The following is a 21,134-nucleotide window of genomic DNA, read 5'->3' on the forward strand; positions in this document are numbered from 1 at the left end:
CCCGCCCCCGCCCCCACCCCCGCCCCCACCCCCCACCAGCACCTCACCTCAGCGGGCGAACACCCCCGGTGGCCCGCCCGTACAGTACGAGCGCCCGCGCCAGGGCGGTCAGCGCCGCCGCGCAGAGCAGCGTACGTACGATGTTCGCCGTCTCCCAGGTGCCCTTGAACTTCTCGACGACCGAGAAGTCCGTCAGCTTCGCCGCGTCACCCACGTCGGCGAGTTCGTTGTTGAGCGGAATGTTGACCGCGAAGGTGACGACGAGAACGACGAGGTACGCCGCCGCGCCCACCGCGGTCCACAGCGCGACCCCGCGCCGCCCGGCCCGTGCCTCGACGAAGGCCGCGGCGACGGCCGCGAGCAGTGCGACGACGAAGACCGTCCCGAAGACCGGGTTGCCGTCGATGACGGCGTTGAAGCTCTGCATCGCCGTGACGTACGTACGGCCGTCGGTCTTCGCCAGCCCCGGCATCACCGAGACGTCGAAGGCGAAGAACAGTCCCGCCATCAGGCCGACCAGTACGGTCGACAGTACGAGCAGAACGCTGGCGAGTCTGGTGCCCGTGGATCCCATCGGCTGTGCCCCCGTCTGAATCTGAATGAAATTGACGCGAATCCGAAAAAGAGCGAACGAACGAATAAATGACATCAGGAGGCCCAACTACCCCCCGACGGCTGCTGATCGTGCCATCCCCTCCCGCGACCGGCCAGTGATCTCCGTCCCGTACTGACCCCGCCCGGGCCTGCATGTAACGCGCACGTAGGCTGCGGGAATGAGCACGCCCACCCCCCGGACCCCGTCCCCTCGCCTCGAACCGGTCACCCCCGACAACGTCGACGCCGTCTGCGCGCTGGCGGTCCGCCCCGACCAGGAGCACCTCGTCACCCCGGTCGTGAAGTCACTGGCCGAGGCATACGCCCACGGGGAGACCGCCTGGCCCCGGGCGATCGTCGACGGCGACGAGGTGGTCGGCTTCGTGATGGCCTTCCTCGACATCGCATGGAACCCCGCCGCGGACCCCCGCGACGTCCGCTCCGGCCTGTGGCGCCTGAACATCTCGGCCGCCCACCAGTCCAAGGGCTACGGCCGCTTCGCCGTCACGGCGGTCACCACCGAACTCCGCCGCCGCGGCGCCTCCCACGCCTACGTCACCTGGCGCCTCGGCCCGGGCACCCCCGAACCCTTCTACCTCTCCCTCGGCTTCCGCCCGACGGGCGAACAGAGCGGCGGCGAAACGGTCGGCGTACTGGACCTGACCGGCCCGTGATCGTCAGTGCGGCCCGATTCTGGCGGCCGGCACCGGCCGACACCGGCCGGCTCGCCGCCCGGACGCCTCCGCCCCGCCCCACCCCGGACGGACAGCCCTATCGCGAGGCCGCCCCCGCCCTGAACTCCCGCGGGCTGATCCCCCGTACCCGCTTGAAGGCCGTCGACAGGGCGAAGGCCGAGCTGTATCCGACCTGGTGGGCGGCCGAAGCGAGCGTCGTGGACGGGTCGCGCAGGAGGTCCGCCGCCAAGGCGAGCCGCCAGCCCGTCAGATAGGACATCGGGGGTTCGCCGACCAGCTCGGCGAACCGCCGGGCCAAAGCGGCCCGCGAGACACCGACCTTGCGGGCCAGCGCCTCCACCGTCCAGCCGTACGCGGGGTTCTCGTGCAGCAGCCGTAGCGCCGGGCCGGTCACCGGGTCGTTCTCGGCGCCGCCGCGCTCCGCGAGCCAGCCGCGTACGACGCCGATCAGCAGCAGGTCCAACAGCCGGTCCAGGACGAGCTCCTGGGCCGGCTCCGTACGGGAGATCTCCGCTCCCAGCAGCGCGACCAGCGTCGGGTCCACCGGGCCGACCAGCACCGCCGGCAGCGCGGTGAGCAGCCGGCTGCCGATCTCGCCCGGGTCCTGGTACGTGCCACTCAGCAGCACCGCCGAGCCGCTCTCCTCGCCCCACGTCCGCACTCCGATGGTCATGGAGTCGGATACGTCCTCGCCGTCGCCGACCCTGCTGCACCGCTGGTCCGGACCCACCCTGATCTGCACGGGCGTGCCCTTGGCGTCGGCGAGGGTGTACGGATCCGGTCCCCGCACCAGCGCCGCCTCGCCCGGCGAGACGAGCACCGGCTCGCCCCCGTCCGGCAGCAGCCACGCCGACCCGTGCACCATCGTCATCACCGACAGCGGGGCCCGGTCCTCGATCCGGACCGACCAGGGCGGGCTGAACACGGACTTGATGAGGTAGGCCGATCTGGCCTTGGGGCCTTCGAGCAGAGCCGTCAGCGTATCCATCGGCCCATTCTCCCCGTCTGCTCCTGCCCTTCCTAGGCGTCCCAGACACCGCGCGCCGCCGCCTCCCGCGCGAACTCCGCGAAATCCCTCGGCTGCCGGCCAAGCACTTCCTCCACCCCACCCACCACGTGCGCGTTGCGCCCGTCCAGGATCAGCGTGAACAGGTCCGTGAACTCCTCCGGCAGCCCGTTCTCGCGCAGCACCGCCCGGTAGGCCTCGTTCGAGACCGGGACGTACGCGATCTCGCGCCCGGTCGCCTTCGACAGCTCGGCGGCGACGTCGGAGAAGCTGAGCAGCCGCGGCCCGGAGAGCTCGTACGTACGGCCGATGTGCCGGTCCTCGGTCAGGGCGGCCACCACCACGTCGGCGATGTCGTCGGCATCGACGAACGGCTCGACCGCGTCGGCCGTCGGCAGGGCGATCTCGCCCGCCAGCACGGGCCCCACGAAGAAGCTCTCGTCGAAGTTCTGGTTGAACCAGGCCGCACGCACGACCGTCCAGTCGGCCCCCGACTCCTTCAGCGCGTCCTCGCTCCGCTGCGCCGCCTCCTCGCCGCGCCCCGAGAGCAGCACCAGCCGACGCGTCCCGGCGGCCACCGCCGCACGGGCGAAGGCGCCGATCTGCTCGACGGCGCCGGGGAAGGAGAGATCGGGGTAGTACGTGACGTACGCCCGGTCCACGCCCTCCAGCGCCGGCCCCCAACTCGCGGGCTCGTTCCAGTCGAAGGCCGGCTCTCCGGAGCGCGACCCGATGCGGACCGGGCGGCCCAGCGCGGTGAGCTTCTCGGCCACACGCCGTCCCGTCTTGCCCCTGCCGCCGATGACCAGTGTGCGGGGAGCGTTCTGCGTCTGTTGCGATGTCTTCGTCATGGGAATCAGTCAACGCTCCCCGCCTGAGACGGAACATCGCCGAGAAGCTCAACCACATACGCCTGCGTCCACGCGCCGTACCACGCCGCACCGCGCCACCACGCCGCACCGCGCCACCGCGCCGCGCACCGGCCGCGCGCCTACCCCTTGCCCAGCGTGTGCGCCACGAGCGCGTTGGCGTGCCCGTGCCCGATCCCGTGCTCGCTCTTCAGCCAGGCCACCAGTTCCATGTGCTTGGTCAGCGGCGAGGACCGGATGAGCTCCTGCCACTGCGCGATCGGGCGGCCGTACTTCTTCTCGATGGAAGGGAAGTAGCTGGCGGGGCCCTTCACCGGTTCGGTCATCGCGATCTTCTTCCTCTCGGGCGACCGCACTCGCGGCCGTCTCGTGCGGCGTACGAGGTGTAGACACCCCGGGCTCCGAAAACTCATCGGACGCACGACGCAAATACCCGATGATCTTCGAATGACATGGACCGAGCGAACCGTCACCCGGGGCGGCGTACGCCTGACCTGCCGGGACTGGCACTCCCCTAGTCCGGACACACCCCACCCCGCCTCAGCCACCCCCGTGGTCCTCCTCCACGGCCTCGCCGGCCACGCGGGCGAATGGGACGCGGCCGCCGCGCACCTCGCCCCGCGCCACCGGGTGGTGGCGGTGGACCAGCGCGGTCACGGCGCCAGCGAACGCCTGCCCGCGGACGTCTCCCGCGCCGCGTACGTGGCGGACGTGCTGGCCGTCTGCGAACAACTCGGCCTGGACCGCCCGGTGCTGGTGGGCCAGTCACTCGGCGGCCACACCGCGATGCTCACCGCCGCCGCCCACCCGGACCGCGTACGGGGCCTCGTGCTGGTCGAGGCCGGAGCGGCCAGGGCCGACCCGGACACCCCGGAGCAGATCGGCAGTTGGCTGGACTCCTGGCCGCTCCCCTTCCCCTCCCGGGCCGCGGCGCACGCGTTCCTCAGCGGGCAGGGCCTGAACGGCGAAGCCTGGGCTGCCGGTCTGGAGCAACGCCAGGACGGCTGGTACCCACGCTTCGAGCGTGCGGTGATGGTCGCGGCCATCGCCGAGAACGGCACCCGTGACTGGTGGCCGCAGTGGCAGGCGGTCCGGTGTCCCACCCTGCTGGTCATCGGGGAGAAGGGCATCGTCCCGCCCGCGGAGTCCATCCGGATGCTCGACTCGGCGGCCCCGTCCACGGCACTGACGGCGGCCTCAGTCCCGGGCTCGGGTCACGACGTCCACCTGGACCGGCCGGCCGCCCTGCACGCCCTGCTCTCGGAGTTCCTCACATCGTCGCCGCCATCGACCCTCAAGTGAACTCGAGATCGAGCGATATGATCACATTGCGGTATGACCACGACGAAGACCCTCTACCTGCTCTGTTCCGCCGCCCCGCCCGTCTTCGACGTGGCCCGTGTCATCGAGGACGCCCAGTCCCGGGGCTGGGACGTCTGCCTCGGCCTCTCCCCCACCGCCGCGCACTGGCTGTCCGGCAACCTCGATGGCCTCGCCGCGCTCACCGGCCACCCGGTCCGCTGGCAGTACAAGCTGCCCGGTGAGCCCGACGTCTGGCCGGCGGCCGATGCCCTGCTCATAGCCCCGGCCACCTTCAACTCGGTGAACGCCTGGGCCCTCGGCCTCACCGACCGGTTCGTCGTCGGCGTCGCCGCCGAGGCCATCGGCAAGGGCACCCCTGTCGTCACCATGCCCTGCGCGAACGCGGCCCTCGCCGCCCACCCGCAGTTCGACCAGTCCCTCGCCGTCCTGCGCGGCGCCGGCGTCTCCGTGCTCTTCGGGGAGAACGGATTCGCCCCCGGCCCGGCGGGCCCGGACGCCCCGGCGCACTTCCCCTGGCCGGTGGCCCTGGACGCTGTCGACCGCATCACGGCAGCCACCGCCTAGCGCCGCCCCGGGCTCCCGCCCGCGCCTACTCCCCCGTGGTCCCGTCGATCGCCTCGCGCAGCAGGTCCGCATGCCCGTTGTGCCGGGCGTACTCCTCGATCATGTGGGTCAGCACGTAGTGCAGGGAGTAGGCCTGCCCGTCGTAGGACCCGGTCACGTCCAGCGATTCGGCCGCGTCCACGACCGCCCGCGAACGTGCGCAGGTGTCCTCCCAGATCCTGAACGACCCTGCCACGTCGGCGTCGTCGACATGGAACTCGGTCCACTCTCCCGCCTCGTTCTTCGGGAAGTAGCCCCGCACGTCCTCACCGCCCACGACGTTGCGGAACCAGCCGCGCTCGACCTCCGCCAGGTGCCGCACCAGCCCGAGCAGGCTCAGCCCGGACGGTGCCACCGCCCTGAGCCGCAACTGCTCGTCCGTCAGCCCCGCGCACTTCAGCATCAGGGTGTCCCGCTGCCACTGCAGAACGCTGGTCAGGGTGGCACGTTCGTCGCCCACCAGTACGGGCCGGGTCCGCTGCTCGTCGATCATCGGATGATGATCACAGCCGTACGGACTCCGCGCGCACCGTTTCACATCCCGGACGGCCCGGCCGCGCTCCAGCGCTCCCGCACTGCAGTGCTCCAGCCCGCCAACCCCGCCACCTTCTCCGGATTCACCTGCAACCGCAGGTTCACCAGGCGCCCGTCCACCGGATCCAGGTCGTAGGTCAACGCCGCGCACGCGGCTCCCCCGTACACGAACACCACCGACTCCTCCCCGTTGACCCGCGCCGGCTCCAGGCGCACGCTCGCGAGCGAGGGCTTGGCCAGCATCCCCAGCAGCCACCGCGCCACGTGATCGGCCCCGTGCAACGGCCGCCGGGCCGCCGTCACCTTGCCGCCGCCGTCCGACCAGGCCGTCACCTCGGGGGCGAGCAGCTCCATCACCGCGTTCAGGTCCCCGCCCGCGCACGCCGCCAGGAACCGCCGGGTCACCTCGGTGCGCTGCCCGGGCTCGGCCGCGAACCTCGGCCGCCGCGCCCGCACGTATTCGCGCGCCCGGTGCGCGGTCTGCCGTACGGTCGCCTCCGCCCGGTCCAGCGTCCCCGCGATCTCCGCGTACGAGTACCCGAACACCTCGCGCAGCACGAACACGGCGCGCTCCAGCGGGCTCAGGCTCTCCAGCACCACGAGCATCGCGGTCGAGACCGTCTCGGCCGTCTCCGCCTCCTCGGCGACATCGGGCGCGGTCAGCAGCGGCTCCGGCAGCCACGGCCCGACGTAGGTCTCACGGGCGGCGCGGGCCGAGGTGAGCCGGTTCAGCGACAGATTGGTGACCGTACGCACCAGATAGGCCCGCGGGTTGACAACCGCAGACCGGTCGGCGCGGTCCCAACTCAGCCACGCGTCCTGGAGCACGTCCTCGGCGTCCGCGACACTGCCGAGCATCCGGTAGGCGACATCGAAGAGCAGCCGTCGATGCGCGGCGAAGGGAGCCAGGTCTGCGGTGGTCACGAACGATCATGCTGCCGCCACCGCGGCTTCCGCAAGCGCGAGCACCCCGGCCACGCTGTTCGCGTACGCCGGGACCCAGCCCAGTTCCCGCCCGGCCTTCGCATTCGAAAGACGCAGGTCGGTGCCCATGATGGTGTGCGCGAGCGGGGCCGCCTTCAGGACCCACAGCGGTACGGTCAGCGGCGCGGGCGCCCCGAACGCCCCGGCCGCCGCCCGCATGTGCGCGTCCCAGCCCAACGGCTCGTCGTCGGCGATGTTGTACGCCTGTCCCGCCCGCCCCGACTCCACTCCCGCGACCACCGCGCGCGCGGCGTCGGCCACGTCGACCCAGCTCAGCGCCCGCCCCTTGGCGGCCACCACGGGCAGTGCGCGCCTGCGCAGCATCGGCACCAGGTCGGTGTCGGTGATGCCGGCTCCGTAGAACAGCCCGAAGCGCAGGCTGACCCCCTCGATCCCGTCGGCGGTGAAGGCCAGTTCCTCCTTGGTCCGCATCGCGCCGACGTGCCGCTCCAGCCAGACGTTCCTACCCCGCGGCCCGAAGCCGTCGTCCTCGCCGAGCACGGCCCCGCCGTGGTCCCCGTACCCGTAGCCGAACATCATCGACTCCACGACGAACCGCCGAGCCCCGGTCTCGCGGGCGGCGGCCAGCAGGTTGACGGTGCCCTCGGTGCGCAGCGCGTTGGTGGCCGCCATGTCCTGGTGACGGGCCATCGTCCTGCCGTTCAGCGCCGTGGCCGCGTGCACGACCACGTCGAAGCCGAGCCCGTCCACCGCGCGCAGCAGACCCTCGCGGTCGAGCAGGTCGGCCCGTACCTCCGTCCCGGCGCCCCGGCCGAGCCCGGCGACCTCGTGTCCGGCCGCGCGCAGACCCCGTACCGCCCGCCGCCCCAGAACCCCGCTCGCACCCGCCAGCAGAACCTTCATGGTCGTCTCCCCGTCCCGGTGTCACCCATGGGACAGACGGCCGCCCCGGAACGTGACACGACACGGAAGTAACCTGACCCACACGCGAGGGGTCCGGCGGTCACACCGACCGGAAGAAGGCCCTGACGTCGTCCACCAGGAGCTCCGGCACCTCCATCGCGGGAAAGTGCCCGCCCTTGTCGTACGAGGTCCAGCGCACGATGCGGTCCGTCCGCGCGGCGACGTGCCGCAGCGGTACGAAGTTGTCCCGGGGGAAGTCGGCGAGCGCGGTCGGGGTGTCCGACACCTCCGGCGCCGAGCCCTGGTAATCGGCGTGCGCGCGCTCGTAGTAGATGCGGGCGGCCGAACCGGCGGTCCCGGTCAGCCAGTACAGCATCACGTTGGTCAGCACTTGATCGCGATCGGGCGGGCACGCGGGGTCGCTCCACTCCGCGAACTTCTCCCCGATCCAGGCGAGCAGCCCGACCGGGGAATCGTTCAGCCCGTACGCGAGGGTCTGCGGCCGGGTCGCCTGGATGTCGGCGTAGCCCTGCCGTTCGCGCGCCCACACCCGGTACCGCTCCCAGGAGCCGAGCGTGCGCTGCCGCTCCGCCGGGCTCAGTTCCGCCAGCTCCTCGGGCTGGGGCTCGGCGGTGGCCCCGCCGCCGGGGAACAGGTTCAGGTGCACCCCGCGCACGTTCCCGGGGCGGATCCGCCCCAGCTCCCGCGAGACGGCGGCGCCCCAGTCGCCGCCCTGGACCCCGTACGCCCCGTACCCGAGCCGCTCCATCAGGACCCCGAAGGCCCGGGCCACCCGCTTGAACTCCCAGCCGCGTTCGGTGGTCGGCCCCGACAGGGCGAAGCCCGGGATGTGGGGCAGCACCAGGTGGAAGGCGTCGGCCGGATCCCCGCCGTGCGCCCGCGGATCCGTCAGCGGGCCGGCCACCTTCTGGAACTCCACGAAGGAGCCGGGCCAGCCGTGGGTCATGAGCAGCGGCGTCGCGTCCGGCTCGGGCGAGCGCAGGTGCGCGAAGTGCACCCGTGCCCCGTCGATGACGGTGGTGTACTGCGGCCATTCGTTCAGCCGCGCCTCGGCCGCGCGCCAGTCGTAACCGGTGCGCCAGTACTCCGCGAGCTCGCGGAGCTCCCCGAGCGGCATCCCGTACGCCCGCCCCACCCCCGGCAACTCGTCGGGCCACCGGGTCCGTTCCAGCCGGTACGCCAGATCGTCCAGTTCCGCCTGCGCCACGTCCAGCCGGAAGGGACCGGCCCACTGCCCGATGCCGCTCACGCCCTCGGAACCGCACACGCCTCGGAGCCGACGCCAAGGCCTGCCCCCGCCCCTGCCCCTGCCCCTGCCCGTGCTGCCCGCGCTGCCCTTGTCGCAACCTCCGCCACCACCCGCCGGCCGCGGTCATCGGCCATGTCCAGCCGACTGAGCATGGCCGGCGTCGCGATCCCCGGCAGCACGTGCCGGTAGAGCGTGGCCACCCTGCCCTCGATGTCCGCGCGGTCGTTGAGGGTCTGCGAGTAGAGTTGCACGCCCGACCAGCACGCGGACAGGATCCAGGCCGTCTCGGCGGGATCCACGTCCGGCAGCAGTTCGCCCTGCTCCTTGGCCACGCACAGCAGCTTGCGCAGGATCTCGATCCACCCCGGCACCGCGCCGCCCCGCATCTCCAGTGTGTCGGGGCCGAGCGAGAGTCTGGCGCCCGCGCTGAGCATCGGCTCGTACTTCATCCGGTACGCCAGCACCATCGCGACGTCGACCAGCTCCTGGAGCTTGCTGGCCCGGGGCGGCACCAGGCACTTGTCGAACTGCGCGTCGAGCACGCCCTGTGCCAGCTCCAGTTTCGAGGAGAAGTGGAAGTAGAGAGCACCCTTGGTCACCCCCGCGTGGGCGAGTATCTCCGCGATGGTGGCGGCGTCGTAGCCGCGCTCGTCGAAGACCACCGCCGCCGCTTCCAAGATTGCCCGGCGCGTCCGGACCGCACGCTCCTGCCTGACCACGAGCGTCTCCGATCTCCAAGGGCCTGCGGGAGCACGCGCAAACGGCATGCACCGGCCCGGCAAACCAAACCTGAAGGTCCGTAAGCTATCAAGCTTATATCGGCAGTTGTCGACCGAGTCTGCACCTCTGGTTCCGATGCCGAACCCACCCGCGGCCCGTGTTTCAGCCCGGATCAGCACATCTCACAAAGATGGTCCCCAGGCCCGGCAACCCGCGTAATCCACCGGAGAAGACGGCCGTTTGGTCGGCCTCTGCACACCTTCCACCGCCAAGGGCCCCCACCATTAACGGCGTTAACGCCCCCACCCCACGCCGCTCCGCGACGGACCCCACCCACCACCGTTAACGCCGTTAATGCCCACCCCGGTCCGCACGACCACGAAGCCCCGACCCAGCCACCGTTAACGCCGTTAATGCCCGCGCCGGCCGCCGCCTCCACAGCCGCCTCCCGGCCCCAGAGCGTTAACGCCGTTAATACCCAAGCGGCGGCCCGCCTCCACCACCGCCCTCGACCACGCACCCACACCCGCATCCGCGCACCGGAGCATTAACGCCGTTAATGCCCCCGCGACCTCCCTCCACCACCCGCCTCACACCCGGAGCGTTAACGCCGTTAATGCCCGCCGCACCGCCGCACTCCCCACCCAGGCGTTAACGCCGTTAATGCCCGCACCCCGACACCCCCGCGCCCCGGCACCCCGCACGAGCCCCACACCCGCCACCGTTAACGCCGTTAATGCCCAGGCCTCACCACCACGACCCCGCTCCACCACCCCCCGCACACCTCGCCACCGTTAACGCCGTTAATGCCTAACCCCGCCCCCGCCCACCGGCCCGCTCCGCCACCAGCTGCCCGAGCCCGTCGAGAATGCGCTCCAGCCCGAAGTCCAGCGCCTGGTCCTGCCCCCCGGCCTCCGCCGCGGAGGCCAGCGCGGCCCCGAGCGCCGGGTACCTCTCCCCGTGCACCCGCATCACCTCTCCGAGCACCGTCGTCAGCTGCGCATCGGGCCCCTCGCCCGACACCCCGCCCGCACCACCGCCCATCGCACGCTCCTGCTCCGCGATCCCCCGCACGTGCCCCGACAGCAGAACCACCGCGTCGATCGACTCGGCTCCGGTCAGCCCGCACCCGTCGAGCGCGGCGAGCGCCCGTTCCATCCACCCGACCTCGCCCGGCCCCATCACCCGCGCCCCGACCGTCGCTTCCAGCAACCACGGATGCGCCCGGAACCCAGCCAGCAGCTCCCGCGCCCACGCCCCGAGCCGCTCGCGCCAACCCTCCTCCGCCGGACGGCCGTCCAGCACCGAGGCGTCCGGCATCGCGGCCTCCACCATCAGCGCGATCAGTTCCGCCTTGCCCGGCACGTACCGGTACAGCGCCATCTTCGTGACGGCCAGCTGCCCGGCCACCCCCTGCATCGATACGCCGGCCAGCCCCTCGGCGTCGGCGAGAACGACCCCGGCCCCGGCGATCCCCTCCAGCGTGAGCCCCCGCTTCGGCCCGCGCGCGGGCTTGGCCGGCGGCCCCCAGAGCAGCCGCAGCGCCGCGCCCCACTGTTCGTCCGCGCCCGTCATCGGATCCCCTCGTCCTCACCCGCCATTAAATTGCGTCTACCGTACACGTTAACGGCGTTAATGCCGCCGCATCGCCAGCGCGGCCAACCCTCCCCCCACCCCGACCCCGGCCCCGCGTTAACGCCGTTAATGATCCACTTCTATAAAAAGTACTGGGTGACTGGTTTTCTTCATCATCATGTGCCTAGATTGGCCCGGACGAACCAACGTGATCAACTCTGCGGTTCCGCCGCGAACTACCGCGATCCCAGGGAGAACACGCATGGCGAAGGCCAGACAGGAACGGGCGGAGATCACCCGGCAGGCGATCCTCGACGGCGCGGCCATCTCCTTCGACCGGGCCGGCTTCCACGGCACCAGCCTGACCGAGGTGGTCGGGCACGCCGGAGTCACCAAGGGCGCCCTCTACTTCCACTTCCCGTCCAAGGAAGCCCTCGCGCGCACCCTGATGGACGAGCAGTTCCAGGTCTCCGAAGGCGTTCCCGCCATCGTGAACCCGGGCCTCCAGACCGTCATCGACCTGACCCACCAGATGGCCTTCGGGCTGCAGACCAACGTCCGGATCCGCGCCGCCATCCGCCTGGTCGTCGAGTTCGGCTCCTTCACCGACCCGGACCCGAGCCAGTACAACGGCTGGATCGACACCTGCGGCGACTGCCTGACGCCGGCCCAGGAGCGCGGCGACGTACTGCCGTCCGTCGACGTGCACGACCTGGCGACCATGCTCGTCGGCTCGTTCACCGGCATCCAGGTGGCCTCGCACGTGCGCACCCGCCGCGAGGACCTGCACGCGCGGGTCACCGACATGTGGACGTTCCTGCTCCCCGGGATCGTGCCCGCCCAGCGCATCCCCCTCTTCCACCCCGCCGGCTCATTCGAGTGCCGGGCCCTGCTCGGCCTGCCGAGCCCCGACTCCCCCAAGCCGACGGCCGGCTGACGGCGCGTCCAGGGCGGCCTCGCACACGCCGTGGTGAACCACGGGGGTGCTCACTACGGCGTGTGCGAGGCCGCCCTGTCCCGCATCCGGGGGCAATCGCTGGGCGGATCCACACCACTTCGTTAGCAAAACTCAAGCGTGGCGGCCCCGGACACCCTGGAACGTTAGTAAAGTCCCCCTCATGACTTCGCCCTCGTCACCGAGCGACCGAGAGAAGGTCGTCTCCAAACTCCCTCCGTGGCTGCGCCAGGAACTGAAGATCCGTACCGCCCAGCTGCGGGTGGACATCCAGGACGCCGTCCACCAGGGCATCGCCCAGTGGAGCGCGCTCGCTTCCGCGCCCTCCCCCGTCGACACCTCCGGCGCCGAATCCTTCTCCACCTGGCTGCCCGCCGGGCAGTGGGAGTCCTTCCGCGCCGGCTCCAAGGACCGCGGCGTCTCCCTCATCCAGGGACTCGCCCAAGCCGTCCGCCTCTGGCTGGAGATGAACCCGGCCCCCACCGTGAAGCGGCCCTCGGTCGTCCGCCGCATCGTGGTGTGCAACCAGAAGGGCGGCGTCGGCAAGACGGCCATCACCGCCGGCACCGCCGAAGCCCTCGCCGAGGATCCGGACAGCCTCCACCCGGTCCGCGTGGCCCGCCAACTGGCCCGGCTCTCGGCCACCGAGGAACCGGACCCGGAGCACACCGCGTCCACCGCGTCCGCAGTGTCCACGCCGTCCGCCCCGCCGGTCGACCTCGAAGACCTGCCCGGTCTCGGGATGCGCGTCCTCCTGGTCGACTTCGACCCCCAGGGCCACCTCACCAAGCAACTCGGCCAACAGCCGCTGCCCATCGGCGGTGACAGCCTCACCTGCCACATGGCCGGCGAGGCGAAGGGCCCCCTCGCCGACCTGATCGTCCCCATCCCGGACGACCGCTTCGGCGACCGCCTCCACATCCTCCCCGCCTGCACGGACGCCTTCCTGCTCGACGTCCGCCTCTCCACGGTCCGCGCCCGCGAGGCCGCCCTGGAACGCGCCCTCGCCCCGGTCGAGTCCGACTACGACGTCATCCTCATCGACTGCCCCCCGAGCCTCGGCCTCAGCATGGACGCGGCCATCTACTACGGCCGGCGCCGCGACACCGAACAGCCGGGCGCCTCCGGCGCGCTGATCGTCGTACAGGCGGAGGACTCCTCGGCGGACGCCTACGACCTCCTCACCTCCCAGATCAACGACCTCCGCGACGATCTCAGCCTCGACATCGACTACCTCGGCCTCGTCGTGAACCTCTACGACGGCCGCCGCGGCTACATCGCGACCTCCTCCCTCCAGGCCTGGATGGACATAAAGGATCCGCGCGTGGTGGCCATCGTTCCCGACCTCAAGGAACAGCGCGAAGCGGTCCGCGTGAAGCAGCCGCTGTTCGTCTACGCACCCAAGGGCGACCAGGCGATCGCCCTGCGCGCCCTCGCAAGGGAGATCTCATGAGCAAGGCCGACAAACTCGGAGTCTCGACCTCCTTCGCCCGCGCCCAGCCGGTCGGCGTCAGTTCCCGCCGCGCGGCCATCGCGGAAGCCACCGGCGCCCCCACCTCCGGCGTGGTCCCACCCTCGGAAGTCCCCATCGAGGCCCTCGCCCACAACCCCTTCAACCTCCGCGAGGACCTCACGGAGCTCGAAGAGCTGGCAGCCTCCCTCACCGTCCGGGGCCAGCTGCAGCCCCTGGCGGTCGCCACGCGCATGGCCTTCATGGAGGCCCACCCGGGCCACACCGACGGCCTGGGCCGCGCCCCGTACGTGGTCATCGACGGCAACCGGCGGCTGGCGGCAGCCCAGCGCGCGGGCCTGCGCAGCATGCACATCCACGTCAACGACTCCCTCGCCACCTCGGCGGCGGACATCCTGGAGTCGGCGCTCATCGCCAACGTCCACCGCGTCGACGTGGCACCCATGGACCAGGCCCGCGCCCTCCAGGAACTCGTAGAGGTCCACGGCTCCCAGGCCCAGGTCGCCAAGCGCCTCGGCAAGACACCGGCCTGGGTCTCCCAGCGCCTGACCCTCCTCAACCTCACCCCGGAGCTCCAGGACAAGGTGGAGACGGGCGAACTGAAGGTGGAACCGGCCCGCCGCATCGGCCGCCTCCCCCAGGAGGAGCAGGCGACAGCGGCGGAGGAAGCCGTTAACGCCGTTAATCCCCCGCGCCAGCGCACCCGCCCGGCCCCCACCCCCACGACCGACCAGCCCCAGCCCACCCCCCACACCTCGCCCCGCCGCATCACCATCGCGGCCGACTCCCCCGACACCATCGCGGACGCCCTCACCGCACACCTCACCCCGGACGACCTGAAGGCGGTCACCGAGCTGCTGCTGACCCGCATCTGACACGACGGGGGCGTTGGGCCACCACCGCCCCCACGTGTGTTTCGCGTGCGTTCCACGGTGCGGTTCGCATAAGCTGCGCCTGGAGGTTCCCATGCACCACACGCACGACCACGAACAGACCACGCTCTTCGCCGCGGTCGACGCCCTGCTGGAAGAGGCGGCGGCACAGGACGCCCTGCCGCACCCGGACGAGCGCAAGCGCCTCCGCGAAGCCGCGGGTCTGAGCCAGGACCAGATCGCCCAGGCCCTCTCCGTCCGCCGCGAAACGGTCACCTCCTGGGAAACCGGCCGCACGTCCCCCCGCCCCCCCAAACGCGCCGCCTACGCCCGCCTCCTCAACGGCCTGGCAGACCTCCACCCCATTAACGCCGTTAACACCACCACGCAGCCCGAGGCCACCAATGCCGAAGCCGCACCCATTAACGCCGTTAACGCCACCGCGGAGCCGAGGCCCACCGAGCCCCAGGCCGCACCCAGCATTAACGCCGTTAACGCCACCCCCCGCGCCGAGGCCACCGAGGCCCGCGCCGAAGGCGCCGGCCCCCAGGGCGCAGCCCCGGAAACGGGGCCTGGGGCAGAGCCCCAGTTCCGGGAAGGGGCGGATAGGGGAACAGCCCCGCAGCACCCCGCTCACCCGCACCCCCACACCCCCACCCCCACCCGCCCGGCACCCCCCACCCGCCCGGCGGCAGCCCCCCGCAGGTCCATCACCCCGAAGGGCAACGGCCCCCTCGCCGTCCTGGACGGCACAGGCAAAGCCCACGCCGCCAACGGCGTGATCCTCACACCCCCCACCACCCTCCCCGCCCTCATCACCTGGGCCCTCGGCCCCGACGCCGACCTCCGCTCCCCCCGCCTCCACCACAACGGCAAGGACGGCGACCCCCTCCTCGTCCTCACCCCCGCCGCCACCGAGGCACTCGGACTCCCCCTCGTCCTCGAGGACCGCCGCGGCCTGCGCCTCCCCGACGACCACCCCGTCATCAAGCAGCTCACCAAAGCCAAGTGGCAGCTGACCCGCCGCGGCTTCGGCCCCTGGCCCCGCATCTACCGCCCCGCCACCCCCACCACCGGCCGCCAGTGCGTACAGCTCGCGATCCTCCCCTGGGGCGCCCTCGACCCCCGCGCCTGGGGCGAGGACACCTCCCACCTCCCCGCCCCGGAACTCGCCGAGCTGCTCACCTCCTACGCCACCCGCGTGCTCACCCCCCGCGGTTCGACGGCAGTCTCCGGCCTGGAGCTCATGACGGCGCTGCGCCCGCCCACCCGTGCGGCCCGCGACGAGTCCACGAACACCTGGGTCTCGGCCCCAGTCCCCGGCTCCCTCGTCCGCCCGGTCGATCCCGCTCCCCCGGAGGCCCCCGACGAGCACCCGGTCGTCGCGGCCCTCTACCCCCGCGCCCACCAGCGCACCCCGGACCAGGTCCTCGACGAGGAGGCGTACGACTGGATCCGCGATCCCCAGCTCCTCACCGACGCCGAGTGCACCCGCACCCACGCCGTCGGCATCGACGTGAACATGGCCTTCGCCGTGGCGGCCAACCGCCTCACCGTCGGCATCGGCCCCGCCGTCCACACCCCCCGCCCCCGCTTCGACCCGAAGCTGCCCGGCTGCTGGCTGGCGGACCTCTCCGCCGCGGACCCCACCCTCCCAGGACTGGACCCCCGCCTCCCCAACCCCTTCACCCCGCACGGCCGCCCGCCCACCGGCCCCGCCTGGTACGCCACTCCGACACTCGCCTACGCCCAAGAGCTCGGCCTCACCGTCCAGCCCACCGAGGCCTGGCTCCGCCCGGACAACGGCCCGTACCTCGACGCCTGGTACACCCGCCTGCGGGACGCGTACATCGCGACGATGGCGGAGCTCGGCGTCCACTCGACCCTCACCGACGCCGAGTTCCTGGAAGCCATGACGGCGTACAAGAAGGAAGACGCCCACCCCAACCCCCAGACCGCGGTCCTCTCCGCGATCAAGTCCACCGTCAAGGGCGGCATCGGCAAGCTCCGCGAACGCCCCCAGGGCGCCGGCTACCGCCCCGGCGAAAGCTGGCCCGCCCTCGAACGGCCCACCTGGCGCCCCGACATCCGGGCCGCCGTCATCTCGACGGCCCGGGTCAACATGCACCGCAAGATGTACAAGTTGGCGGCCGCGGCCGACCTCTACCCCATCGCCGTCCTCTCCGACTGCGCCGTCTACCTCTCCGACGGCCCCAGCCCCCTCGACTTCCTCCCCCGCACCCCCGAGGGCAAGCCCGTACCCGGCGGCTTCCGCCTCGGTGTGAGCCCCGGCATGGTCAAGCACGAGGGCACCCAGCCCCTCCTCTGGGCCGTCCAGATGCTCGACGAACGCCACAACCCCGCCCGCCACATCAAGGGCCACGACGCCGCGGCCGACGGAGAGTAAGAGCCACTCATGTCCGAGATCAGCGACAGCCTCGACCGCGCCGACGAACAGAACTTCACCCGCCCCATCCCGAAATCGGCGGGAGCCCAGGTCCGGTACCTCGTGAAGCAGCTCAAGTCCACGAAGGCCGTGGCTGACCTCCTCGCCATCTCCCGGCGCACGGTGGAGCGGTACGTGAAGGACCAGATCAAGCAGCCCAAGCCGGCCCTCTCCACCCGCCTGGAGCGCGAGGTACGCCGCCGCTGGCAGCCGCTCGTCCGCAAGCGGGCCCGCGCCAAGGCCGCGAAGCAGACCGGCCTGGTCATCGAGACCCGCGCCCGCTTCGGCTTCAGCGCCGCCCCCGGCACCACCGACGACGGCCGCATGCGCCGCATCACCCAGCACCTCCCCCCGGAGTACGCCTCCCGCCTCTTCACCGCCCAGGAGGCCGGCGCCAACGAGGCCCAGCTCCGCAACATCGCCGCCGAAGGACTCCAGGAGATCTACTTCAAGGACCACGGCGCCCGGGCCCAGGGCCTCCTGGTCGAGTTCACCGACATCGACTACGTCGAGCTCAACTTCTGACCGCTCGTTCGAAGGTCGCCGGACCGGATCCCGCCAGGAAGCCCCCTCGGAAGCCCGCCCGGTGGAGACGCCCGGCGGACGAGGCCCTGCAGTCCGTGGAGCCACCCTGGTGGCCCGTCAGGCCGCCACGCCCGCACCCTTCGCCCAGAGCGCGCAGATCGCACTGGTCAACGGTGGTGCGGGCATCGTCGCCCATGTTGACGGCGGCACCCGGATCATGCGGTTCACCCTCCGGAACACCCACTTCACGGAGTTCTCAGCGATCATGGCCCCGGCCTCCCCGGCAGACCTCGACCTCCACGTCCTGCAGAACGGAGCGCGCGGATCCCGCCACAAGGGTGCGGTGAGCCGGACAGCCGGCGTCCACCCCACCACGCTCCCCAACCTTGGGCCACCCCAGACCCCTCTCCCCCCGCAAACCCCTCCACGCCCCCCTGAGACCCCCGGACACCACAAAGGGCCCCGGGGATGCCCCGAGGCCCTCACAAGCCCCTGAGAACCCCTCAGAAGCCCTTCAACGCCACACAATCAGCCAACAGCGTGCAGTGCCCTACGCCGCTTCGACTCCGCCGCCTTCTTCGCGACGGCCTGGGCCGCCCGCTTCTTGCGCTGCTCGGCGAGCTGGTCCTGATACGCCGCCACCGCCCGGTGGTAGCTGGCCACATAGCCCCGCGCGTCCAGCCGCTCCTCCGCGTCCATCTCGTTCACGGCCGCGACCGCGTCCTCGAACGACGTGTACCCGGCCAGCATCGGGTTGATCTGGTAGACCCCGTTGCGGATCTTCCGGACCAACTTCGCCAGCTCCAGGCTCCGCAGCGCGGCGTTCACGCTCGGCCGGCTCAGGTCCAGCATCCCGCCGACCGTCGCCTGGTCGATGAGAATCCGCCCGCCCGGCTCACTGAGCGAACGCAACTTCAGCAGTACGCGGTAGGCCGCCGGCGGAAGGTCGAGGTCGGAGAGAAGCCCGTCGGCGTTGACCGCAGCGAATCGCAAGGTGCTCACTGAGCCGTCCCTTCTCCCGTGCGCTTCGTCCGGCTCACCCGACGCGCAGCGCGCTCTCTTGCCCGTTCGGCCCGCAGTTCCGCGATGGCCTGCCTCATGTGGTCCAGCGAGGGGAAGCGCACCAGGTCCGGCAGACTCGTATCGCTACGGATCTGCGAAATGGTGCCGTGCTGCTCCACCTTCACGAACTCACCCGTCATCTCGGTACCCGGGATGAACTCCGCCACCCGGTAACTGTAGGGCGGGTTGAACTGATACACACCCCGCCGCACCTTGAAGACGATCCCATGAGACATCACCGTGTGCAGAGCTTCCGAGGTCTTCGTCCGGCTGACATCCAGGATGGTAGCCATCTCCTCCTGGGTAAGTGGAATCCGCCCCCCCGCCCGCTGACAGGCGATGAGCAGCAGGATCAGCCGCAGGGGCAGCGCTTCCCGGAAGTACTGGGCGATCACCAGGAAGAACTCGAGACTGTCCATCGAGAACGCATTCGGCTGGTTCTCGGTCCCGTAGAACTCCAACGGCTTGCGCTCGCCGTCCAGAGTCAGCTTCCGCGTCGGGTACCGCTTCGCGAGGCTGTCCAGGTCCTTCACCGGAGCCAGCGGCTGACTCCACGCAGAGATCGCGTCGTCCACCGGCAGATCGGGACGCGGGGTCCCTACCGGATTGCCCCGGCGGCGCTGTGGCTCTGATGACACGAGGCTGCTCTCCACTCCGTTGATCTGCGGAGATCAGTATGTCAACAAGGGTGACACAAGTGTCACGCTCGTTGACGTTCGGCGTGTCTTGTGTCCCCTCACAGGTGACATATCTCAGCCACACCGTTCCGGAGCACCTCCTCCGCCCCCACCGACCAACCCCACCCACCCTGCCACCAGTTCGCCGGCAGATCTCCTCCAATACGTCAGCGGCCCCGACGTTTTAGCGCATTTTACGTCAGCACCACTGACGTTTTGCAGTCGTTGTGTCCCCCTAGCAGCGACACAACCACCGAGATATGTCCCTCCTGGGGGGACATATCTTTTGTACTGCACCCCCTCTGACCTGCGACGACGCATCTCCGTACTTTCTATAGGCCGGTGGTCGCTCCGGTGCGGGCTCTGAACGCCGTCTTCAAAGCTGTTCCGAGACCTCCCCAACCACCAAGAACCAGGGCCCCTCAGGGCCCTGTCAACCGCTGGCAAACCCCTCGCTACCCAGCCACCACCCCGCAGAATCTGACTGATTCCCATCTCTATCCACGTAACATTTTGAATCACACCCGCTGGCTGGGTCTTAACGGCGTTAACACCCAGCCAGCACCACACCGTTAACGCCGTTAAGACCACCAGCCAAAGCGCCAGGTCATCAAGGTCCACAGAACCCTGAGCCTCAACCACTCCGACAGAACGCAACCTTCACCACCGTGAAGGCCTCCACCCACACCGACGCAACCCTTAAACCTCACCAAAACGGCGTTGGCTGATTCGATCTCAATCGGGACCTGTTGAGCTCCCACCAAATCCGGGTATAGCTCTCGAGCATCTCTGTGAGCCCAGCACCGAACGCCCCAAGGTCCCTCGCTCCAAAGCTGAGCTCAACCTCCAGAAGGCTCCTCTACTCAAGGTTCTCAAACGCACAGGGCAGTTCCTCGAACTGAGGCAAAATTCGGACTCGAAACGGACGCCAAAGACTTCCAAATCCAGACCTCAGCGAAGCACACCCCCCGAAACCATCCTTAACCCAGCTCAGCGATTCAGAGGAGCCCAGAGACTGACACTTGACTGTAAGGTCACTTTCTCCAAACACTCCTGCCCATAAAACGACCAACCTCGAAGCAAAGTACTTCAGCGGTTAACCTCCTCGAGCACACCTAGGAGGTCCCCAAGGATCAGCCCTAGTACATCAAGAGTCCTGGCTTCCCCTGACGTACACAGCACTTCCAGTTCCGAAGCAAAGCAAAGGACCTCAGCAGTTAACCCTCACCCTGTCTGCCAAGCGCAAGTAGAGAGAGTCCTCTGGAACCAACACAACGCCTCCAGCCCAGAACCAAGCTGAGAGACCTCACGCAAGAATCAAAGCTCAGGGCATCAAACAACCAAACCCCTGAAAAACCAGACTGTGAAGAGGCCACCCCCTAACACGACCAGGGAGTCTCCAATAGTCCCTAACGTCTCCAACCCTGAAACAAAACGGAGCGGCTTGCCCCAAAGGGGCAGCTCTAGGCCTCGAAGTCACTGACCTTTGAGCTCAGTGGGGGAGTTCGTCTTTTAGAGGTGTGCTGCGCTTCGAAGTCCGGAGCGCAGCGGAGGATTCCAGCGCGGAGCGCTGGCCTTTTGGCCTCAAAGCGGCTGATCCCTGAGCGCGGCAAGAGCATTCGTCCGAGGCCTGTATCGCCTTCAGCCTCAGAGCGAAGCTGAGGGGTCTTCCCCCGAAGCAACAGCTCAAGGCCGTGAAACGGCCGGCTTCTGAGCCCAGCGAAGAGGTCTCTTTTCTGGAGGCGCGCAGCGCCTCCAGGTCCGGAGCGAAGCGGAGGACACCGGCGTGACCTTAACCGCGAAGCCGCCAGCTCCCGAGCGCAGCGAGGGAGTTCCCTTCCCCCAGTACCCAGGGCTCTCCCCCTTCCCCGGAGCGAAGCGGAGGGGCCTGCCCCGAAGGGGCAGCCCTAGGCCGCGAAGCGGCCAGCCCCCCGAGCGCAGCGAGGGGGTTTCTCCTCCGGAGGCGCGCAGCGCCCCCAAGTCCGGAGCGAAGCGGAGGACATCAGCGCGCAGCGCTGACCCTGGCCGCGAAGCGGCCAGCCCCCGAGCGCAGCGAAGGGGCTTCCCTTCCCAGGCGCGCAGCGCCTGA

20 protein-coding genes are annotated in these 21,134 nt (G+C 70.3%); 8 read left to right on the forward strand and 12 right to left on the reverse strand.

Annotated features, from left to right (window positions below; translation table 11 throughout):
• Positions 1–43 precede the first annotated feature (43 nt).
• Positions 44–574, reverse strand: a complete 531-nt coding sequence (locus OG389_RS36530) for an anthrone oxygenase family protein (protein ID WP_328304697.1) — start codon at positions 572–574, stop codon at positions 44–46.
• A 199-nt stretch (positions 575–773) separates the two neighbouring features.
• Between OG389_RS36530 and OG389_RS36535 the strand changes: the two genes are divergently transcribed.
• Positions 774–1,268, forward strand: coding sequence for a GNAT family N-acetyltransferase (locus OG389_RS36535; protein WP_328304699.1), 495 nt, complete (start codon positions 774–776; stop codon positions 1,266–1,268).
• Positions 1,269–1,365: 97 nt separating this feature from the next.
• On the opposite strand, the gene OG389_RS36540 is transcribed toward OG389_RS36535, so the two are convergent.
• The 3 genes from OG389_RS36540 to OG389_RS36550 all read right to left on the reverse strand — a co-directional run bounded on the left by OG389_RS36540 (position 1,366) and on the right by OG389_RS36550 (position 3,490).
• Positions 1,366–2,277 carry an AraC family transcriptional regulator gene (locus tag OG389_RS36540; protein WP_328304701.1) on the reverse strand — a complete coding sequence of 304 codons (912 nt, stop codon included), beginning with the start codon at positions 2,275–2,277 and terminating at the stop codon, positions 1,366–1,368.
• 32 nt (positions 2,278–2,309) lie between these two features.
• Complete coding sequence (locus OG389_RS36545) at positions 2,310–3,146, reverse strand: NmrA family NAD(P)-binding protein (RefSeq protein WP_328304703.1); 837 nt, start codon at positions 3,144–3,146, stop codon at positions 2,310–2,312.
• A 140-nt stretch (positions 3,147–3,286) separates the two neighbouring features.
• Positions 3,287–3,490, reverse strand: coding sequence for a DUF4287 domain-containing protein (locus tag OG389_RS36550; RefSeq protein WP_328304705.1), 204 nt, complete (start codon positions 3,488–3,490; stop codon positions 3,287–3,289).
• 121 nt (positions 3,491–3,611) lie between these two features.
• On the opposite strand from OG389_RS36550, the gene OG389_RS36555 reads away from it, so the two are divergent.
• Positions 3,612–4,466: an alpha/beta fold hydrolase gene (locus OG389_RS36555; RefSeq protein WP_328304707.1), complete on the forward strand. Its 855-nt coding sequence runs from the start codon at positions 3,612–3,614 to the stop codon at positions 4,464–4,466.
• A gap of 33 nt (positions 4,467–4,499) precedes the next feature.
• Complete coding sequence (locus OG389_RS36560; protein WP_328304708.1) at positions 4,500–5,051, forward strand: flavoprotein; 552 nt, start codon at positions 4,500–4,502, stop codon at positions 5,049–5,051.
• A 25-nt stretch (positions 5,052–5,076) separates the two neighbouring features.
• On the opposite strand, the gene OG389_RS36565 is transcribed toward OG389_RS36560, so the two are convergent.
• From OG389_RS36565 to OG389_RS36590, 6 genes are all read right to left on the reverse strand, one after another.
• Positions 5,077–5,583 (reverse strand): DinB family protein, encoded by a 507-nt coding sequence (locus tag OG389_RS36565; RefSeq protein ID WP_328304709.1) that lies wholly within the window; start codon positions 5,581–5,583, stop codon positions 5,077–5,079.
• A 41-nt stretch (positions 5,584–5,624) separates the two neighbouring features.
• Positions 5,625–6,548, reverse strand: coding sequence for an RNA polymerase sigma-70 factor (locus tag OG389_RS36570; RefSeq protein ID WP_328304710.1), 924 nt, complete (start codon positions 6,546–6,548; stop codon positions 5,625–5,627).
• A 6-nt stretch (positions 6,549–6,554) separates the two neighbouring features.
• Positions 6,555–7,472 carry an NAD-dependent epimerase/dehydratase family protein gene (locus tag OG389_RS36575; protein ID WP_328304712.1) on the reverse strand — a complete coding sequence of 306 codons (918 nt, stop codon included), beginning with the start codon at positions 7,470–7,472 and terminating at the stop codon, positions 6,555–6,557.
• A gap of 100 nt (positions 7,473–7,572) precedes the next feature.
• Positions 7,573–8,760, reverse strand: coding sequence for an epoxide hydrolase family protein (locus OG389_RS36580; RefSeq protein ID WP_328304714.1), 1,188 nt, complete (start codon positions 8,758–8,760; stop codon positions 7,573–7,575).
• Positions 8,739–9,461: a ScbR family autoregulator-binding transcription factor gene (locus tag OG389_RS36585; RefSeq protein ID WP_328304716.1), complete on the reverse strand. Its 723-nt coding sequence runs from the start codon at positions 9,459–9,461 to the stop codon at positions 8,739–8,741. The genes OG389_RS36580 and OG389_RS36585 overlap by 22 nt, the downstream gene beginning before the upstream one ends.
• 811 nt (positions 9,462–10,272) lie before the next feature.
• The gene (locus OG389_RS36590; RefSeq protein WP_328304718.1) at positions 10,273–11,037 is read right to left on the reverse strand and encodes a TetR/AcrR family transcriptional regulator; all 765 of its coding nucleotides are present in this window, start codon (positions 11,035–11,037) and stop codon (positions 10,273–10,275) included.
• A 262-nt stretch (positions 11,038–11,299) separates the two neighbouring features.
• Here OG389_RS36590 and OG389_RS36595 point away from each other — a divergent pair, with 262 nt between their 5' ends.
• The 5 genes from OG389_RS36595 to tpg all read left to right on the forward strand — a co-directional run bounded on the left by OG389_RS36595 (position 11,300) and on the right by tpg (position 17,306).
• Positions 11,300–11,974 carry a ScbR family autoregulator-binding transcription factor gene (locus OG389_RS36595; RefSeq protein WP_328304720.1) on the forward strand — a complete coding sequence of 225 codons (675 nt, stop codon included), beginning with the start codon at positions 11,300–11,302 and terminating at the stop codon, positions 11,972–11,974.
• Positions 11,975–12,155: 181 nt separating this feature from the next.
• Positions 12,156–13,445 (forward strand): ParA family protein, encoded by a 1,290-nt coding sequence (locus OG389_RS36600; RefSeq protein ID WP_328304722.1) that lies wholly within the window; start codon positions 12,156–12,158, stop codon positions 13,443–13,445.
• Entirely contained in the window at positions 13,442–14,338 is an 897-nt protein-coding gene (locus tag OG389_RS36605; protein WP_328304724.1) for a ParB/RepB/Spo0J family partition protein, read from the forward strand. Before OG389_RS36600 ends, OG389_RS36605 begins: the two co-directional genes overlap by 4 nt.
• Before the next feature lie 91 nt (positions 14,339–14,429).
• Positions 14,430–16,742: a telomere-associated protein Tap gene (tap, locus tag OG389_RS36610; RefSeq protein WP_328304726.1), complete on the forward strand. Its 2,313-nt coding sequence runs from the start codon at positions 14,430–14,432 to the stop codon at positions 16,740–16,742.
• Positions 16,743–16,751: 9 nt separating this feature from the next.
• Entirely contained in the window at positions 16,752–17,306 is a 555-nt protein-coding gene (tpg, locus tag OG389_RS36615; RefSeq protein ID WP_328304728.1) for a telomere-protecting terminal protein Tpg, read from the forward strand.
• 528 nt (positions 17,307–17,834) lie between these two features.
• Here tpg and OG389_RS36620 read toward each other — a convergent pair.
• Complete coding sequence (locus OG389_RS36620) at positions 17,835–18,308, reverse strand: MarR family transcriptional regulator (RefSeq protein WP_250744360.1); 474 nt, start codon at positions 18,306–18,308, stop codon at positions 17,835–17,837.
• A complete protein-coding gene (locus tag OG389_RS36625) occupies positions 18,305–18,943 on the reverse strand; it encodes a hypothetical protein (protein WP_239516702.1) in 639 nt (212 codons plus the stop codon). Before OG389_RS36625 ends, OG389_RS36620 begins: the two co-directional genes overlap by 4 nt.
• Positions 18,944–21,134: the final 2,191 nt, after the last annotated feature.

Source organism: Streptomyces sp. NBC_00435 (genome assembly GCF_036014235.1).
Lineage (GTDB): Bacteria > Actinomycetota > Actinomycetes > Streptomycetales > Streptomycetaceae > Streptomyces.